At 66.7% G+C, this 15,483-nt stretch carries 13 protein-coding genes; 10 read left to right on the forward strand and 3 right to left on the reverse strand.

From position 1 onward, the window contains the following. Nucleotides 1-147 precede the first annotated feature (147 nt). On the forward strand, nucleotides 148-1,290 hold the full coding sequence (locus IEY58_RS07835; protein WP_189044284.1) for a glycosyltransferase family 4 protein: 1,143 nt from the start codon (nucleotides 148-150) through the stop codon (nucleotides 1,288-1,290). 17 nt (nucleotides 1,291-1,307) lie between these two features. Here the strand turns inward: IEY58_RS07835 and IEY58_RS07840 are convergent, their stop codons facing one another. After that, nucleotides 1,308-2,195 carry an FkbM family methyltransferase gene (locus IEY58_RS07840; RefSeq protein ID WP_189044286.1) on the reverse strand — a complete coding sequence of 296 codons (888 nt, stop codon included), beginning with the start codon at nucleotides 2,193-2,195 and terminating at the stop codon, nucleotides 1,308-1,310. A 395-nt stretch (nucleotides 2,196-2,590) separates the two neighbouring features. Here IEY58_RS07840 and IEY58_RS07845 point away from each other — a divergent pair, with 395 nt between their 5' ends. Both IEY58_RS07845 and IEY58_RS07850 read left to right on the forward strand, forming a co-directional pair. Further along, the gene (locus IEY58_RS07845) at nucleotides 2,591-3,781 is read left to right on the forward strand and encodes a glycosyltransferase family 4 protein (RefSeq protein WP_189044288.1); all 1,191 of its coding nucleotides are present in this window, start codon (nucleotides 2,591-2,593) and stop codon (nucleotides 3,779-3,781) included. A gap of 493 nt (nucleotides 3,782-4,274) precedes the next feature. Then, nucleotides 4,275-6,188 (forward strand): PAS domain S-box protein, encoded by a 1,914-nt coding sequence (locus IEY58_RS07850; protein ID WP_189044290.1) that lies wholly within the window; start codon nucleotides 4,275-4,277, stop codon nucleotides 6,186-6,188. 40 nt (nucleotides 6,189-6,228) lie between these two features. Here IEY58_RS07850 and IEY58_RS07855 read toward each other — a convergent pair whose 3' ends face one another. After that, entirely contained in the window at nucleotides 6,229-7,773 is a 1,545-nt protein-coding gene (locus IEY58_RS07855) for an FAD-dependent oxidoreductase (RefSeq protein ID WP_189044292.1), read from the reverse strand. Between the two features lie 66 nt (nucleotides 7,774-7,839). Further along, nucleotides 7,840-8,772: a LysR substrate-binding domain-containing protein gene (locus tag IEY58_RS07860; protein WP_189044294.1), complete on the reverse strand. Its 933-nt coding sequence runs from the start codon at nucleotides 8,770-8,772 to the stop codon at nucleotides 7,840-7,842. Between the two features lie 134 nt (nucleotides 8,773-8,906). Here IEY58_RS07860 and gtdA point away from each other — a divergent pair, with 134 nt between their 5' ends. The 7 genes from gtdA to IEY58_RS07895 are packed head-to-tail and all read left to right on the forward strand — an operon-like array spanning nucleotide 8,907 to nucleotide 15,480. Continuing rightward, on the forward strand, nucleotides 8,907-9,953 hold the full coding sequence (gene gtdA / locus IEY58_RS07865; protein WP_189044296.1) for a gentisate 1,2-dioxygenase: 1,047 nt from the start codon (nucleotides 8,907-8,909) through the stop codon (nucleotides 9,951-9,953). Between the two features lie 41 nt (nucleotides 9,954-9,994). Continuing rightward, a complete protein-coding gene (locus tag IEY58_RS07870; protein WP_189044298.1) occupies nucleotides 9,995-10,699 on the forward strand; it encodes a fumarylacetoacetate hydrolase family protein in 705 nt (234 codons plus the stop codon). A gap of 5 nt (nucleotides 10,700-10,704) precedes the next feature. After that, the gene (maiA, locus tag IEY58_RS07875) at nucleotides 10,705-11,349 is read left to right on the forward strand and encodes a maleylacetoacetate isomerase (RefSeq protein WP_189044300.1); all 645 of its coding nucleotides are present in this window, start codon (nucleotides 10,705-10,707) and stop codon (nucleotides 11,347-11,349) included. A 41-nt stretch (nucleotides 11,350-11,390) separates the two neighbouring features. Continuing rightward, on the forward strand, nucleotides 11,391-12,575 hold the full coding sequence (locus IEY58_RS07880) for a 3-hydroxybenzoate 6-monooxygenase (RefSeq protein ID WP_189044302.1): 1,185 nt from the start codon (nucleotides 11,391-11,393) through the stop codon (nucleotides 12,573-12,575). Nucleotides 12,576-12,629: 54 nt separating this feature from the next. Next, nucleotides 12,630-13,169 (forward strand): TRAP transporter small permease, encoded by a 540-nt coding sequence (locus tag IEY58_RS07885; RefSeq protein WP_189044304.1) that lies wholly within the window; start codon nucleotides 12,630-12,632, stop codon nucleotides 13,167-13,169. Beyond that, nucleotides 13,166-14,443: a TRAP transporter large permease gene (locus tag IEY58_RS07890; protein WP_189044306.1), complete on the forward strand. Its 1,278-nt coding sequence runs from the start codon at nucleotides 13,166-13,168 to the stop codon at nucleotides 14,441-14,443. The genes IEY58_RS07885 and IEY58_RS07890 overlap by 4 nt, the downstream gene beginning before the upstream one ends. 29 nt (nucleotides 14,444-14,472) lie before the next feature. After that, nucleotides 14,473-15,480: a TRAP transporter substrate-binding protein gene (locus IEY58_RS07895; RefSeq protein WP_189044308.1), complete on the forward strand. Its 1,008-nt coding sequence runs from the start codon at nucleotides 14,473-14,475 to the stop codon at nucleotides 15,478-15,480. Nucleotides 15,481-15,483 lie beyond the last annotated feature (3 nt).

The following is a 15,483-nucleotide window of genomic DNA, read 5'->3' on the forward strand; positions in this document are numbered from 1 at the left end:
ACGCATAGCCCCACCATAAAATCAGATTTGAGAATTGCGATGACCTGAAAATTTCTCGAAACAATACCGTGCATATTAAGATTTCGAAAGAGACGCCCCACTAAAATCCGCAGATCTAAGGCTGTTACAGATTTTGCGGACTCCGAAATGAGCGAACGTACCGCAGTGAAGAGCAAGATGCCGAACGAGATGGAACAAACCCCGATGCCGCTCGATCGGGAGCGGTCAAACGGCCGGCGGTTGCGGGCACTGCTGATGCCGCCCTTCCCTTGGAAGCCCGAGCGTGACCGGTGGCGGAACGGCAGCGGACCGGATCCGATGGAGCTGGACCGGCAGCTTGCCGCGCAAGGCATCGACCTGATCCTGCTCGATCCCGGGAAGAGGCCGCTCAACCCCTTCGGCGGCAAGCATCCGCTGCTGCAGACGCTGGACCCGCTCCGGGCGTTGCACGTGTTGACGGCCTGGCGCGAAGCCGATATCGCCATTGTCGTGTTTGAAGGCGGCGCGCTGCCGCTCGAGCTGCTGCGCGCGCTGTTCTTCTTCCGCGTGCCGGTCGTGATCTGGGACGTGGCGCTCAGCGACACCTGGAAGCTTCGCGAGTTCGTGCTCAACCGTGTGATCCCGCGCGTCGCCGGCTTGTTCGTATTGTCGACGAACCAGAAGGCCTACATCGCCAGCCGCTGGGGCCGGACCGAAGGCGTCGAGATGATCGGCCACCGGACCGACACGGCATTCTATACGCCGGTACCGGCCTCGCCCGACGGCTTCATCCTGTCGGTCGGCGAGGACATCGGCCGCGACTTCGATAGCCTCCTCGACGTGGCGGCCGGCTTGCCCGCGGAGTTCGTCCTCAAGACCAAGCGCATCGCGCCCGGCGCCGCGGTACCGCCGAACGTGAAGATCATGCGCGAACGCATCGACTACCCGGCCTTCCGTGATCTCTATGCGCAAAGCCGCTTCGTCGTCGTGCCGTTGGTCGGCGAGACGCTGAATGCGAGCGGCGTCAGCACGATCCTCGAGGCCGGCGCCATGGGCCGAGCTCTGGTGGTTAGCGAAACCGAGGCCATGCGCGATTACATCGTGCCGGGCGAAACTTGCCTGACCGTGCCGTGCGGCGACCGCAACGCCCTGGCGGCCGCGATCCGCCAGCTGATCGATGAACCGGAGACCTGCGCCCGCCTGGGCGCCGCAGCCCGACGCTTCATGGAAGAGCGTTGTTCCGAGCGGGCCTTCTCAGACCGCTTCGGCGCCCTGTTGCGGCGCTATGCCCGCAAGGACAAGGCACGATAAGTGCGCGACGACAGAGCCTAGGCAAGCGCCGCGCGAGACAGCACCACGTCCTTGGAATGGTAGCGGCGCGGCAGGTCCGACGTGAAATCCTCCGCCGGCACGGACACGATCTCGTCCGAACCGTATTCGGGCAGCACATGGATGCGGTAGCCGGCTTCACGGGCCAGCGACGCCAGCAACTCGCCCAGCCGTTTTGCCTCGGGCAGCACCTCGATCAGCAGGGTGGGACGCGTCTCGACCAACAGCCCATGGATATCGGACAGCAACGCCATCTCGATCCCCTCGGCGTCGATCTTGATCAAGTCCCGGCCTTGGGCCAGGCGGCGCATCGGCAGGCCCTGCACGGTGATATGGGCCTTGGTGCTGCGGCCGGCGACCTCGACATCGTCGATGAGATGCGCGCCGACCGGCATCTGCCGCCCCTCGTCGGGCAGATTGAGCACGACATCATGGGTGTCGTCGCCGGCAATCGCCGCTGCCTGCAACATCTCGACCTTGGCGAGGCCGTTGCGCGCCAGATTGGCCCGCAACGTCTCGGCGATCGCCGGAATAGGCTCGACGACGGTGTAGGTTCCGGTGGTCGCCCGCGCGCCCAGCACCGTGAACAGGCCGACATTGCCGCCGATCTCCAGTACCGAGCGCGCCTCTTCGCAGAGCGAGGTCCAGACCCTGGGAACGGTGCCCTCGTAGCCGCGCACGCCGAACCAGAACACCGCATCCATCACCATCGAGTCGACCGCCTCGAACGAGATGGCCGGCACGTCGAGCGGGCGGATTTCATCGAGCTGTCCGGCCAGTTGCCGGGCATGGGCGCGCGCCGCGCGCTTGAGCAGCAGGATCGCCGCGACCCGGACCGGATGCCGGCGCGGCAGATCCAGGCATGCCTGCCGAAACGGCCTATACATGGAAAGTGGCACTCGCCGGATCATCGCATCGATCATCACGCCATCTCACCGTTCGCGTTTCTTCGTTCGGACGCAGGAGATCTTACAGGCAGGCAAGGCGCTAATACTGCACCCATTCCAACGCTTACGATATCACTGTGGCAAATTCACCATCTCAACGTGAATTTAAGCTTAAGGTGGCAGGCAAGCTGCCGCAGGTATCGTGAACAGAATCACAGCCTGTGCGATGGGGACGGCGACAGAATATCGATGGGCACGAACATGTTTGTGCGTTGCGGTTACCGCGGCTTCAAAGTAACACTACGCCCCTGCCGCACGGCGGCGCCGACAGGGCCGTGGCCCACTCCGGTCCCATTGACGTTTTCCCGAATGCCGAGCGCGCAAGTCGTCATCCGATGAAAATTCTGTACCATCATCGCACCCGGGCCGCCGATGGCTGTCGCGTGCATATCGAGGAAATGATCGCGTCCCTGCGCGGGCTCGGCCACGAGGTGCTGGTCGTGGCGCCGCGGCAATCGCGGGTCGAGCCCAGCGAGAGCAAGGGGACGGGCTGGGTCCCCTGGCTTCGGCAGAAGCTGCCGCGCGCCTGCGCCGAACTCCTCGAGTTCGGCTATTCCCTCTATGCGTTCGCGCGGCTCTACGCGGCCTACCGGCGGTTCCGGCCGGATGCGCTCTATGAGCGGTATAATCTCTATACGCCGACCGGCGTGTGGCTCGCGGCGCTGACGCGCCTGCCGGTGCTGCTCGAAGTGAACTCCCCGATGGTGGCGGAGCGCAGCGAGCACGGCGGCCTGGCGCTGACCGCGCTCGCCGATTGGACCGAACGCCTGTCGTGGCGCTCGGCCGACTACGTCCTGCCGGTGACGCGCGCGCTCGCGCGCCACGTCCAGGCCAAGGGGGTGCCCGACGAGCGGATCGTCGTGATCCCGAACGGCATCAACCTGTCGCACATTCCGGAACCGGTCGAGGGGGCTCGGCCGAAACTGCCGCTCGGGCTCGAGGGCAAGACCGTGCTGGGCTTCATCGGCTTCATGCGCGAATGGCACGGGCTCGACCGGGTGGTCGAGCTCTTGGCCCATCCGGCCGCACCGGCGGACGTTCATCTGCTGCTCGTCGGCGACGGGCCGGCGCGCGCCGCGATCGAGGCCCAGGCCCAGGCGCTCGGCGTGGCGGACCGCCTGACCATCACCGGCTTCCTGCCCCATGGCGACGTGCCGGCCTATCTCGCCGCCTTCGACATCGCGCTGCAGCCGGCGGCAACGGAATACGCCTCGCCGCTGAAGCTGTTCGAATATCTCCAAGCCGGACGTGCCATCGTTGCCCCGGACCAGTCCAACATCCGCGAGATTCTGACCCACGACCGGAACGCGCTGCTGTTCGACCTGGCCGAGCCGGCAGCGTTCGGCGAGGCGATCCTGCGCCTGTGCCGGGAGCCGGCGCTCCGCGAGCGTCTGGGCAATGCCGCGCGCGCGACCATCGCTGAGCTCAACCGCACCTGGGACAACAACGCGCGCCAGGTCGTGGCCCTGCTCGACCAGCGGATGGAGCAAGGGAATGCCGCGGCCGAGACGAGCCTGGGACGCTGAGGAGCCCGGGCGCTGAGGAGGAGCCTGCGGCCTAAGCACCTCCGGCCGTAAGGGCACAGCCGAGCGTTGCGCGAGGCCGACCGCTGCGGGTTGGCAACGCAGCGGCCGACGGCCTCGAAAACCACCGAGCGCACAATGCTCGGGCCGACGGTTGCCTTGCCGGCGCCGAGGGAGCCGTCACTTCGAAAGACTCGCCCGGAGCAACCGTTCGGCATCTCCTCGAGCCATTGCTTTGTCTTGGCAATCAAGATGACCAAAATTCTTGTTTCCGGCGAGCCGGGCGCGCAGCAGCCCTACTCCTCGTAAAATTTTTATCATATAAATTGAGAGCTCGCGTCTCGGCTGTATCGCACTTCCCGCCCCAGGCATATAGCGAACAGCACACGCGCAAATAGATCTACGCCAGTTCATGACGCAACGCCGCATAAGTGTCCGTCATGTTGCCCGACCTGTGGTGAACAAGCTCCTTCTTATGAAATGTATTGAGGCTCGGATGGCACCGGAAGCAGTCGCGCGCGAGAGTGAAGAACAATATCGGTTGCTGGCCGACAGCTCGATCGACATGATTCTCGTCGACAATGTCGAGGAAGGGCGGCGCCAATATATCTCGCCGGCCTGTTTCGCGCTGACCGGGTACACGCCAGAGGAGTATCTGGACGGCGGATTCGTCGAAAGCGTCCATCCCGACGATTTCGACCGCGTCGCCCGCGAGCGTGCGGAAACGATCGAGAATGGAGCCGCGACGCGCAGCACCTATCGCCTGCAGCGGAAGGACGGCAGCTATCGTTGGGTCGACGTCCGACGCAACCCGATCTTCAATCCCGAGACCGGTCGAGTCCGGCTGGTCCATTCGATCGTGCGCGATGTCGATGACCGCGAGCGGGCCTATCACGACCTGCATGCGAGCGAGGAGCGCTACCGGCTGCTCGCCGACAATTCGACCGACATGATCCTCGTCTTCAACGTCGTCGAGGGCCGCCGCCACTATGTCTCGCCCTCGTGCCTGGCGCTGACCGGCTACACGGTCGAGGAATATCTCAGCAATCGCTTCGCCGAGTGCGTCCACCCCGACGACGCGGAGCGCGTCGCCCGCGAGCGGGACGGCACCGTCAAGCATGGCCTGAAGACGCAGAGCACCTATCGGACGCGCCACAGGGACGGCAACTATCGCTGGGTCGAGGTCCGGCGCAGCCCGATCATCGATCCGGCGACCGGGCAGGTGCTGCTGATGCACGCCGTGGTCCGCGACGTCGAAGATCGCGAGCGGGCCTATCGCGACCTGCATGCGAGCGAGGAGCGCTACCGGCTGCTCGCCGATAATGCGACCGACATGATCGGCCGCCTCGATCTCGCGGGACGCCCGACCTATATCTCGCCCGCCTGCCTGCCGATCCTGGGCTATGCACCCGACGAGCTGATCGGGCAACCGATCGGCGAACTCGCCCATCCGGAAGACCGGCATCTCGTCGACGACGCCTTCCGCCGGCTCGGCTCGGGGGCGGCCACCGCCTCCGTCATCTATCGCGCCCGCCGCAGGGACGGCGTCTATCTCTGGCTGCATCTGGTCATGCAGCATCTGCGCAGCGGCAGCGCGGAGGCCCCGCGCGAGATCGTCACGACCATCCGCGACTTCACCCCGCAGAAGGCGATCGAGGAACGGCTCGAAGCCGCGCGGGCCGAGGCCGAGCGCGCCAACCAGGCGCGCACTGCGTTCTTCTCGAACATGAGCCACGAGTTGCGCACGCCGCTGAACGCCATCATCGGCTATTCGGAAATGATGCGGGCCGGCGCGCTCGGCCCGCTCGGCAACCCGAAGTACAAGGAATTCGCCGCCCGGATCGAGGAAGGCGGCCACCATCTGCTCAATCTTATCAACGACATCCTGGACTATGCCAAGGTCGAGGCCGGCGTCCTGGTGCTGCATGAGGAGCCGCTCGACCTCGTCGCCGAATTCCGTGCCGCCGCCGGCATCATTGAAGCCAAGGCGCTCCTGGGCAAGGTCGCCCTCGAGACGGCAGTCGCCGCCGACATGCCCTATCTGCGTGCCGACCCGACGCGGCTCAAGCAGATTCTGCTGAACCTGCTGTCGAATGCCATCAAGTTCACAGCACCCGGCGGCGCGGTGGCACTCTCTGCCGCGACCGCCGCTGACGGCGGCTTCGTCATCACCGTCGAGGACAATGGCTGCGGCATCGACGAGGCCGATCTGCCCCATGTGTTCGAGGCGTTCTGGCAGGCCGACAACGCCCGCAACCGCAAGGCGGACGGCACTGGCCTGGGATTGCCGCTGGTGCGTGCGCTGACCGAGATGCACGACGGCACGGTCGAGATCTCGAGCCAGGTCGGCACCGGCACCAAGGTCGTCGTGACCTTTCCCACGGACCGGGCGGTGCGCCTCAGCGCCTGAATTGTTTCGAAATCGGAATGAGCTGTCGCGCTCGCCGCCGTCAGATCGGATGACGTGCGTCCAGCGAGCCCAGGATGAGGTTCCGCTCGGCGGCATAGCGTTCGAGCGCCTTGCCGTTGCCTGACGGCTCGGCGAGGGCGACGTAGCTGTCCGGGCGCAGCAGGTAGAGCGCGCCGCGCTCGAGGCCGGCCGCCTCGTACTGCGACCGCCAGTCGAATTGCTGCAACGGCACGTCATGGGCGGCGCACCAGTCGGCGAGACCGGGCGCTGCCGTGCCGTAGACCTGGGCCTGCCAGCGCATCGCGGGCTGCGCGGCGAAATTGTCGATGCCATCGACCCTCACCCAGGGCGGGCGGTCGCCGCCATGGACATGCCCTGCGGTGCCGGCGCTGAGCGGACTGCCGCGATAGCTGAGCGTGATCTGGGCCACGGTGCGGAACAGATAGTCGCGCGCGGCCTCGAACCCGGCGACTGTCGGGATCAGCAGCGGGGCCACGCGCGTGCGCAGCTTGTCGGCAAGCGCGCCTTCGGCGGTGGCGAAGCTGAACACCCGGTCAGTCGTGGCGACGAGCCGCCGGGCGAAGCCGATCCGCTCCGCCTCATAGGTGTCGAGCAGACCGTCCTGCGCCCGCCCGCCCAGCACCGCCGCAAGCTTCCAGGCGAGATTGATCGCGTCGCCGATGCCCGTGTTCATGCCCTGGCCGCCGGCCGGGCTGTGGATATGCGCCGCATCGCCCAGCAGGAAGGCTCGACCCTTGCGGAAATGCTCGGCTACCCGGTGGTGGACATGATAGGTCGAGAACCAATTGACCCGGTGGACGTCGACCTTCATGTGGCGGATCGCGCGGTCGCTCACGTCTTCGAACCTGAGCGCCGCCGGATCGTCGGCCCGTTCGTCCCGTACGGTGCCGATCAGCCGGGCTCGCCCGGCGGCGAGCGGGAAGACGGCGAGGAAATCCGCCTCGTCGAGGTCGATATGCAGCTCGCCATTGAGCGCAGGCCCGCCGGCCTCGATGTCGGCGACATAGAACAGCTGGCGATAGGTGCCGCCGGGAAATCCCACGCCGAGCGTCTCGCGCACCAACGACCGCGCGCCGTCGCAGCCGGCGAGATAGCTTGCCTTGCAGACCTCCTCGCCGCCGTCGGCATGGCGCAGGCGCGCGTCGACCGTGCCGTTCCGCGCCTCGAAATGCACAAGCGTGGTGCCCCGTTCGACCGTCACACCCTGGGCCGCGAGCCGCTCGACCAGCAGCCGCTCGTGCTCGTCCTGGGGAAAGATCAGCAGGAATGGATAAGGCGTCAGGTCCGCCCCGACCTTCTCGAACGGGACGCGGGCGGCGCGGGCGCCTCGGACCCAGAGATTGACCGCGGGCGTCTTGTGGGCGCGCTGGAACACCGCGTCGCCGAGGTCAAGCTGGCGATAGAGCTCGAGCGTGCGGGCCTGGACCGCGAGCGCACGCGACGTCGTGCCCGGCGCGTCGGTCTTGTCGACGATGCGGACCCGGACGCCGAGCTTGGTCAGCCAGAGCGCCAGCACCAGGCCCGTGGGACCGGCGCCGACGATCAGAACATCGCTCCGCTTCATATCGACCTCCTTCAAGGGGTCAACGCCCGGGAAGCCGGTTGCTCTCAAGTTCGGACTACGTAAGGGCTATCGCTCCTTGCGGCCCGACTGCTCAGCCACGACCTCGCGCAGGCAGTCGAGGGCTGCCGCGACCGCCGCCCGTCCCGCCGCATCCTCGCGCCAGTACATGGTCACGGTGCCGAAGCCCGACAGCCGGAGCGGCACGATGCGCATCGCGTTCATATGCGCGAAGCGCGTCGCCGCGCGATGGGAGGCGAGCCCGATCATGTCGCTGTTGTTGAGCAGCGTCAGGTTGAGCGTGACCGAGTTCGATTCGACGTAGGGCGCCGGCAGGGTCCGGCCCGCCGCCGCGAGCGCATCGTCGAGCGAATCGCGGATCGGCGTGCCCTTGGGCCAGACGAGCCAGCGATAGGCGAAGAGATCGTCCCAGTCGACCGTCGCCTTGCCGAACAGCGGATGGCGCGGCCGGGCGACGAAATGGATCGGCTCGACATAGAGCGTCTCCGTCCGGATCTCGAGCACCGGCAGGTTGCGACTCGACCGGCCGACGACGACGTCGAGTTCGCCGTCGCCCAAGAGTCCCAGGAGCCGGTCGGTCGTGCTCTCGACCAGCTTGATCGAGGCCTGGGGCAGCCGCTGCATCAGCTTGAACGTCGCGAGCGGCACCGTGTCGGAGGCGGAGGCGCCCGAGGCACCCATCACGACCCGGCCGCTGCCGCCGTTGCGCATCGCCGCCAGATCGTCGCGCGCCCCGTCGAGATGCGCCTCGATGCGCCGGGCATGCGCGATCAGCGCCTCGCCGTAGGGCGTCGGCTTCAGGCCGCGCGCATGGCGTTCGAACAGCGGCAGGCCGATGTCGGCCTCGAGCTCTTTCAGCCATTTCGACAGGCCCGGCTGGGTCGTGTGAAGCGCCGCAGCCGACCGGCTGATGTTCTGCGTCTGGGCGAGGCTCAGCAGCATCTGCAGGTTCCGGAGCTTGAGCCGTGCGGTCCAGTCCATCGACCCTCCCTAGATATATGAAAAAATATATGGATTAGATCGAATAATCATTTTCCATAGCATGCCTGAGAGCCGAAGGTGACCGCAACAGGAGGCGCCCAGGGCGCCGCACCCTATCCAAAGGGAGGATCAGCATGAGCGGAGCCGCGGTGCGCCAGGAGCGCGCGAGCTATTACGAGCGGATCGGCCACAATCACCTGGCGCCGCTCTGGGAATCCTTGCACAACCTGGTGCCGAAGGCGCCGCAGCCGCGCTCCGTGCCGGCGATCTGGCACTATGGCGAGGTCCGTCCGCTCGTGATGCAGGCGGGCGAGATCATCAGCGCCGAAGAGGCCGTGCGCCGGGTGCTGGTCTTGGAGAACCCCGGCCTCGCGGGTGCTTCCAGCATCACGTCGACGCTCTATGCCGGGCTGCAGCTGATCCTGCCCGGCGAGATCGCGCCCAGCCATCGCCACACCCAGTCGGCGCTGCGCTTCGTCATCGAGGGCAACAGCGCCTGGACCGCGGTCGACGGCGAGCGCACGCCGATGCACCCCGGCGACTTCATCATCACGCCGTCCTGGACTTGGCACGATCACGGCAACGCGGTCGAGGCCGAGGGCGGTGAGCCGGTCGTCTGGCTGGACGGGCTCGACATCCCGCTGATCCGCAGCCTCGACGTGGGCTTCGCCGAGAATTACCCGGAAGCGGTCCAGCCGCTGACCAAGCCCGAGGGTGACAGTTTCGCGCGCTTCGGCCACAACATGGCGCCGGTGCGCCACCGGGTCGAGAACCCGACCTCGCCGATCTTCTGCTATCCCTACGATCGCACGCGCGAAGCGCTCGACCGGCTCTATCGCCACGGCGAGATCGACGCCTGGGACGGCGTCAAGCTGCGCTACGTCAATCCGACGACCGGCGGCTGGCCGATGCCGACGATGGCAACCTTCATGCAGCTGCTGCCGGCCGGCTTCCGCGGCCGGACCTATCGCTCGACCGACGCGACCGTGTTCTGCGCCGTCGAAGGCCGCGGCACCGCGCGCATCGGCGAGGCGCAATTCCCGTTCGGCCCGCGCGACATCTTCGTCGTGCCGTCCTGGGCACCGGTCCAGCTCGCGGCCTCCGACGACGCGGTGCTGTTCAGCTTCTCCGACCGCCCGGTGCAGGCGGCACTCAACCTGCTCCGCGAAGAGCGCAGCTGAGCGCTGGCGCCGCCCCTTTCCATTCTGTCATCGGATCCAACATGTCGCTCGTCGTTCCTGCGCCCGCCCCCGTCTTCCTGCCGATCGCCGGCACCGCCGACCGTTTTCCGGTGCGCCGGGTCTATTGCGTCGGCCGCAACTACGCCGCCCACGCCCGCGAGATGGGCTTCGACCCCGATCGTGATCCGCCGTTCTATTTTGCGAAGCCGGCCGACACGATCTTGCCGATCGCCCATGGCAAGATTCTGGAACTGCCCTATCCGAGCCTGACCAGCAATTATCATTACGAGGCCGAGTTGGTCGTCGCGATCGGCAAGGGCGGCGCCGACATCCCGCTTGGGGCGGCGCTGGACCACGTCTGGGGCTATGCGATCGGGCTCGACATGACCCGGCGCGACCTGCAGATCGCCATGCGCGAAAAGGGCCGGCCGTGGGAGATCGGCAAGGCGTTCGATGCCTCGGCGCCGATCGGGCCACTCTATCCGGCCGCCGCCGTGCCGGGCGTGCAGCAGGCCAACATCTGGCTCACCGTCAACGGCACGAAGAAGCAGGACAGCACCATCGGCCACCTGATCTGGTCGGTGCCGGAGACGATCGCCGATCTGTCGCGCTATTTCCGGCTGGAACCGGGCGATCTCATCTATACCGGCACGCCGGAAGGCGTCGGCGCCGTCGTCCCGGGCGACCTGATCGAGACCGGCATCGACGGTCTCGGCACGATCCAGGCGCGCGTGGTCCAGGGCTGACGCACATGCAGCTCTACAGCTTCTTCAACAGCTCGACCTCCTACCGGGTCCGCATCGTGCTGGCCTTGAAGGGCCTCGACTACGACTACCGGCCGGTCAATATCCGTGTCGGGGGCCATCGCGACCCGGCCTATGTCGCCGAGGTCAACCCCTCGGCCGTCGTGCCGGCGATCGTCACGGACGACGGCGTCACGCTCGGCCAGTCGCTGGCGATCATCGACTATCTGGACGCGCACCACCCGGAGCCCCGGCTCATTCCAGAGGATCCGGCAGAGCGCGCCCGGGTGCTGGAGCTTGCGTCGCTCATCGCCTGCGACATCCATCCCGTCAACAATCTGCGCATCCTGAAGTATCTCCAGGACAAGCTCGGCGTCACGGCCGAAGAGAAGGACGCGTGGTACAAGCATTGGGTGGCCGAAGGCCTCGCGGCGGTCGAACGGCTGCTCGCGCGCTACGGCAGCGGCCCCTTCTGCTTCGGCGCGGCACCGACGCTCGCCGACTGCTGCCTCGTGCCGCAGATCGCCAACGCGGAGCGCATGGGCTGCAATTTCGACGATTATCCGAAGACGATGGCGGCCTATCGCCACGCGATGGCATTGCCGGCCTTCGCCGCCGCGGCGCCGAAGCGACAGCCGGACTTCGTCCAGTAAAACAAGACGACTAGAACAAGGGCCGAGTGAGGGAGGACCTCATGAGTGAACGGAAAGTCATCGTGGTCGGCGGCGGCATCGGCGGTCTCGCCGCAGCCCTGGTCCTGGCCCGGCTCGGCATTTCGGTCGAGCTTCTGGAGCGCAGCGAGACGATCGGCGAGATCGGCGCCGGCATCCAGCTCGGCCCCAACGCGTTTGCCGCCTTGGACGGCCTCGGGGTCGGCGCCGCCGCACGCTCGCGCGCCGTGTTCATCGATCGCCTCACCCTGATGGACGCGGTCGACGCGCACGAGGTCGCCTCGATCGACGTCGGCCCCACCTTCCGCGAGCGTTTCGGCAACCCCTACGGCGTCATCCATCGCGCCGACATCCACCTGTCGATCCTCGAGGCGGTCAGGGACCACCCGCTGATCCGTTTCCGCACCTCGACCCTGGTCGAAAAGCTCGAGCTCGACGATACCGGCGCCACCGTCACCGACCAGCGCGGCGAGCGCTATCGCGCCGACGCGGTCATCGGCTGCGACGGCGTCAAGTCGGTCATCCGCCAGACCCTGATCGGCGACGAGGCCAAGGTCACGGGCCATGTCGTCTATCGCGCGGTCGTCGACATCGCCGAGATGCCGAAGGAGCTGCAGATCAACGCGCCGGTGGTCTGGGCCGGGCCGAACTGCCATCTGGTCCATTACCCGCTGCGCGGCGGCCAGCAGTACAACCTGGTCGTGACCTTCCACAGCCGCGGGCAGGAAGTCTGGGGCGTGCGCGATGGCAGCAAGGAAGAGGTGCTCAGCTATTTCGAAGGCATCCACCCACGCCCGCACCAGATGCTCGATCGGCCGAAATCCTGGCGGCGCTGGGCGACCGCCGACCGCGACCCAGTGCCGGCCTGGAGCCAAGGCCGCGCCACCGTGCTGGGCGATGCCGCCCATCCGATGACGCAATACATCGCCCAAGGCGCCTGCATGGCGCTCGAGGACGCGGTGACGCTCGGCGCCGCCATCGCCGAGGCCGATTTCGATTTCGAGGCGGCATTCCGTCGCTACGAGACCGTCCGGATCCCGCGCACGGCGCGCGTCCTCTATTCGGCGCGCGAGATGGGCCGGGTCTATCACGCCAAGGGGGTGGAGCGGCTCGTGCGCAACCAGCTCTGGGTCGGCCGGACCCAGGCGCAATTCTACGATGCCCTGCAATGGCTCTACGGCTGGAGCGCCGAGCGCTGTCTCGACTGAAGCCGGGGCACAAGACAACAAAAGAAAAACGATACAAGGGAGGAACGAAGAAGCATGTTGGGAACACCGCCGCCGCCAGGTGCCCTGAACGGCATCGCCACGCTGTTCAGCCGATTGCTGGGCGCCGCCCTCATCGTGGCGGTGATCGTCAACGTGGTGAATGTCATCGGCCGTTACGGCTTCAACCACGCGATCACCGGCGCCGACGAGTTCCAGATCTACCTCATGATCTCGATGGCGTTCCTCGGTGGCCTCGTCGCCCATATCCGCCGCCGGCACCTGCGCATGGACGTGCTGACGCGCCACTTCCCGCCCGGGCTCGCCCGCCTGGTGAACGGCGCCGAGGCGCTGGTCGGCGTCGCGGTCTGCAGTCTCATGACCTGGATCTCGTGGAACTACACGATCAAGATGTTCCGCATCGGCAGCCATAGCGAGAATGCCCACATCCCGATGTGGATTCCGCACAGCGTGCTGGCCATCGCGTTCACGCTCATGACCTTGGTCGGGCTGGTCCGGCTGTTCGTACGCGCGGAGATCGAGGCCGCCCCGGCGCCACGCCCGGTCGAAGACGTGCTGCCGGAGGCAGCGCCATGAGCCTCGTCCTGGGCGTGCTGCCCGTGGCGCTGCTGCTTCTGGGCTTCCCAATCTTCCTCGTGCTGCTGACGGCGGTCATCGCGACCCTGCTCCTGTTCATGCACACGCCGCTCTCGATCCTGCACCAGACGCTGTTCGGCGCGGTCAACGCCTACACGCTCCTCGCCGTGCCGTTCTTCATCTTCACCGGCGAGCTCATGGGCCGCGGTTCGGTGGCGCAGCGGCTGGTCAATTTCGTCAATGCCGGCGTCGGGCGCGTGCCCGGCGGGCTCGGCGTCACGACCGTCTGCTCCTCGGCCCTGTTCGGCGCCATGTCGGGCTTGAGCGCCGCCTCGGTCGCGACGATCGGCCGGGCCATGCTGCCGGCACTGATGAAGGCGGGCTATCCCATGCGCTTCTCGGCCGGGCTCTTGACCTCGATGGGCGCCATCGACGTCGTGATCCCGCCCAGCATCCCGCTTCTGGTCTATGGTACGGCGGCGCAGGAATCGGTGCCGCGCCTCTATGCCGCCGGCATCATTCCGGCGCTGCTGCTGACCTTCCTGCTCTGCGCCTATGTCGTCTGGTACTGCTGGAGGAACGGCATCGGCGGCGACAAGGACTTCGTGCTGAGCGAACTCGGCCGCGCCGCCGCGCGCGGCGTGACCGCGCTCGGCGCGCCGGTCATCATCTTCGGCGGCATCTATGGCGGCGTGTTCACGCCGACCGAGGCTGCGGCCGTCGCCTGCGTCTATGCCGCGGGCGTGCCGATGCTGATCTATCGCGAGCTCGGCTGGCGCGACGTGTTCGACTGCGCTGAGACGACCGCCGTCTTCACCGGCCAGATCCTGGTCATCGTCGCCTGCGCCGTGCTGTTCGGCTGGGTGCTGACGGTGAACCAGATCCCGGCGGAACTCACCCACTGGCTGACCGGCATGCACCTGCCGGTCTGGAGCCTGCTGCTCGCGATCAATATTCTCTTGCTGCTCGTCGGCTCGTTCATGGACGGCATCTCGGCCATCCTGCTGCTGACGCCGCTCTTGGTGCCGCTCATGAAGGCGGTCGGCGTCGATCCCGTGCATTTCGGCATCATCTTCGCCGTCAACCTCGGCATCGGCCTGTTCCACCCGCCGTTCGGCATCAACATCTTCGTGGCGCAGACCGTGCTCCGGCTGCCGCTCAACATGATCTACCGCGGCATCGTGCCCTTCGTGTTCGTGTATCTGGTCGGGCTCGCGATCATCACCTACGTGCCGGCCGTGTCGCTCGCCGGCGTGCACTGGCTCATCCATTGAAAAACCAAGAATCTGGGGAGGATCTGGTCATGGAAATCTCGCGTCGCGCCCTCATGAGGAGCGCCTCGGGTCTCGCCTGCCTCGCCAGTCTCGGCCTCTCGCGCCGAGCCTGGGCCGAGGATTTCACCATGAAGCTCACCACCACCGCGTCGAACGACCTCGACACGGAGTGGCTGACGCTGCTGAAGCAGGGCGTCGAGAGCTCGAGCGGCGGCAAGATCAAGGCGAACGTCTATCCGGCGAGCCAGCTGGGCTCGGCCGAGACGACGATCGAGGGCGTGACCATGGGCACGGTCGAGGTCGCGCTCAATGCGTCCGGCGTTTACGAGGGGCTGGAGCCGCGCTTCGCCGTGCTGGCGGTGCCCGGCGTCGTCACCAGCATGGCGCAGGGTGCCAAGGTCTATGCCGATCCGGCGGTGCGCGACCGCCTGAACGCGATCGCCAAGGGCAAGGGCGTCGAGGTCATCACGGCGATGATGCATTCGCCGGTCGGCATCGTCTCGCGCAAGCCGATCAAGACGCTCGCCGACTTCAACGGCATGAAGATCCGCGTGCCGGGCTCGGCGCTGCTGATCGAGCAGCTGAAGCAATTGGGCGCCTCGCCCATCGCCATGTCGCTGGGCGAAGTGCTGCCGGCGTTCCAGAACGGCACGATCGACGGCGTCTATGCCGGCACGACGATCTTCTCGGCGCTCAAGTACTACGACATCTCGAAGAACATGACGCTGCTGCCCGGCACCTTCATCGTCATGCTGGGCCTGATCAACGGCGACTTCCTCGAGCAGTTGGGCCCGCTCGCGAAGACCGTGCGCGACGAGGCGCGCAAGGCGGATGCCGCCGGCGCCCCCTGGGGCGAGCAGGATGTCGCTAACGCGCGCGCCGCGTGGGAGAAGAATGGCGGCCAGACCCTGACGCTCGGCGACGCCGACGCCAAGCAATATCTCGACATCGTCGTGCCGACCGCCGTCAAGAACCTGAGCGCCGACGCGAAGGCAGACTACGAAGTGCTGAAAGCGACCTCGGCGAAATACGCGTGAGCG

The organism is Aliidongia dinghuensis, assembly GCF_014643535.1.
GTDB classification, from domain to species: Bacteria; Pseudomonadota; Alphaproteobacteria; order ATCC43930; family CGMCC-115725; genus Aliidongia; species Aliidongia dinghuensis.